4 protein-coding genes are annotated in these 2,145 nt (G+C 71.7%); 2 read left to right on the forward strand and 2 right to left on the reverse strand.

Annotation, left to right across the window (positions count from 1 at the left end):
- Positions 1-235: 235 nt before the first annotated feature.
- Complete coding sequence (locus HMPREF3105_RS06355) at positions 236-952, forward strand: sigma-70 family RNA polymerase sigma factor (protein ID WP_036314006.1); 717 nt, start codon at positions 236-238, stop codon at positions 950-952.
- Positions 949-1,227, forward strand: coding sequence for a mycothiol system anti-sigma-R factor (rsrA, locus tag HMPREF3105_RS06360; RefSeq protein ID WP_069941466.1), 279 nt, complete (start codon positions 949-951; stop codon positions 1,225-1,227). The genes HMPREF3105_RS06355 and rsrA overlap by 4 nt, the downstream gene beginning before the upstream one ends.
- A gap of 136 nt (positions 1,228-1,363) precedes the next feature.
- Here rsrA and HMPREF3105_RS13785 read toward each other — a convergent pair whose 3' ends face one another.
- Positions 1,364-1,438, reverse strand: coding sequence for a 50S ribosomal protein bL37 (locus HMPREF3105_RS13785; RefSeq protein ID WP_370426847.1), 75 nt, complete (start codon positions 1,436-1,438; stop codon positions 1,364-1,366).
- A 44-nt stretch (positions 1,439-1,482) separates the two neighbouring features.
- Positions 1,483-2,088, reverse strand: a complete 606-nt coding sequence (locus tag HMPREF3105_RS06365; protein WP_010079058.1) for a GDSL-type esterase/lipase family protein — start codon at positions 2,086-2,088, stop codon at positions 1,483-1,485.
- Positions 2,089-2,145: the final 57 nt, after the last annotated feature.

Raw genomic sequence — 2,145 nt, forward strand, 5'->3', positions numbered from 1 at the left:
GGGGAGTGCGCGGCGGCACGCGTGGGGCGGGTCACCGGGCCAGCCTATCCGGCGTTTGTCGGCCGGGGTCGGCCTGTCTCGGGGGAATACCTGGAACGCTCCTGGCGCTCCACTGGACGACCCCGTACCCGTGTCGGCGCACCGGTCCCGCTCGCCGCGGACCGCAGCCGGAGAGGAGCCCCGCATGAGCGCCGCCCTGCTGACGCATCCCTCCCGGACCGTAGACTGGCCCGCGATGAGCACTGACAACAGCCGGCCGGAATTCGCCCGGCCCGAGGACGCCCCCGAGCACGACCGCGCCGACATCGACGTCGCCGCCGAGTCCGAACAGCAGCGCCGTGCCCGGTTCGAGCGTGACGCCCTCGAGTTCGTGGACCAGTTGTACTCCGCTGCGCTGCGCATGACCCGCAACCCGCAGGACGCCGAGGACCTGGTCCAGGAGGCGTACACGAAGGCCTACTCCTCGTTCCACCAGTACCGGCCCGGCACCAACCTCAAGGCCTGGCTCTACCGGATCCTCACGAACACGTACATCAACCTCTACCGCAAGCGGCAGCGCCAGCCCCTCGAGGCGGACAACCCGGAGGTGGAGGACTGGCAGATGGCCCGGGCCGCCGAGCACACCTCCGGTGGCCTGCGCTCGGCCGAGACGGAGGCCCTCGACCGGCTCCCCGACTCCCAGGTGAAGGACGCCCTGCAGGCGATCCCGGAGGAGTTCCGGCTCGCCGTGTACTTCGCGGACGTGGAGGGCTTCGCCTACAAGGAGATCGCCGAGATCCTCGACGTGCCGATCGGCACCGTCATGTCGCGGCTGCACCGCGGCCGCAAGCAGCTGCGCGAGCGCCTCGCGGACTACGCGGCCGCGCGCGGCATCAAGGCCCAGCCGAAGAAGAAGACCGGGCGCGGCGGCACGAAGCAGACCGAGACGAGCACGAAGGAGGCCACGCGATGACCGCGGACCAGCACGGCCATGAGTGCCGCGACGCCCAGGACGCCTCCCTGGAGCGGCTGTACCAGTACCTGGACGGCGCCCTGACGCCCGAGGACATCGAGCAGGTGCGCGCCCACGTGGCGGACTGTCCGGACTGCCGACACCAGAAGGAGCTCGAGGAGCTCATCCGCTCGGCGGTGCGTCGGTGCTGCCAGGAGAAGGCGCCCGCGCAGCTGCGGGCCACCATCATGACCCGCATCACCCAGACCCCGATGACGACCGTCACCTGGGGCTGACACCGCGACATGCGGACCCGTGGGCACCCGATCGGGCGCCCCGACGATGACGAAGGGCCGTCCCCTGAGGGGACGGCCCTTCGTGGTCTGCGGTCGCCGGGTGGCACCCGGCCGGTCCGCGACGCCGATCAGCGGATCAGGCGTTGGGACGCTTGCCGTGGTTGGCGCCGTTCTTGCGGCGGTCGCGACGCTTGCGTGCACGCTTGCTCATGACGTCTCCCTTCAACGAGTCGGTCGGTGGTCCATTCTGTCACATCAGGCCGTGGGCTCAGGCAGACCGAGCCACTGGTACCAGCCCCGGTGCAGCACGAGCCACGCGATGAGCCCGTGGCCCGCCTGGCCCGGCCGGCCCTGGCCGGAGGCGAGGTCCGAGCGCCACTGCTCGTGGCCCACCAGCGGGGTGAACGTGTCCACGTACACGTGGTTGCGCCGGTCGGCCACATCCAGGTAGGCCGCGTTGAGCTCGGCGAGCCGGGCGTTGCGCTGCTCGTCCAGGGTGGGCGTGGGGCCCACCACGAGCACCGGGATGTTCCGCTGCGAGGCGGTGTCCAGGACGTTGGCCAGGTTCAGCCGCGAACGGGCGGTGGAGGTGGCCTCCAGGTCCAGGTCCGCGTCGGACAGGGCCACGACGAGGCGGTTCTCCGTCTCCTCGGAGAAGCGCCGTGAGGCCTCGCCCCACCAGCGCTCGTTGAGGTCCTCGGTGGTCTCGTGCGGCACGGCCAGCACGTAGTTCTCCAGCTCCACGTCGGGGGCCTGGGTGCGGGCGAGCACGCGGCCCCACCAGCCGATGGCGCGGGCGTCGCCCGCACCGGCCAGCAGATGGTCGCCGACGGCGGCGATCCGGATCCGGCGGTTGTGCACAGTGTGTCCTTTCGTCGGCCGTTCCGGCGCCGCCGCCGCACCGGAGGGTGCGGCGGC

Origin of the sequence: Micrococcus sp. HMSC31B01 (assembly GCF_001816085.1) — a bacterium.
In the GTDB taxonomy this organism is placed as follows: Bacteria; Actinomycetota; Actinomycetes; order Actinomycetales; family Micrococcaceae; genus Micrococcus; species Micrococcus luteus.

Bases quoted from the DNA above. Each gene is read 5' to 3' on its own strand.
- HMPREF3105_RS06355 (WP_036314006.1), top strand. From the start codon at position 236: ATGAGCACTGACAACAGCCGGCCGGAATTCGCCCGGCCCGAGGACGCC.
- rsrA (WP_069941466.1), top strand. From the start codon at position 949: ATGACCGCGGACCAGCACGGCCATGAGTGCCGCGACGCCCAGGACGCC.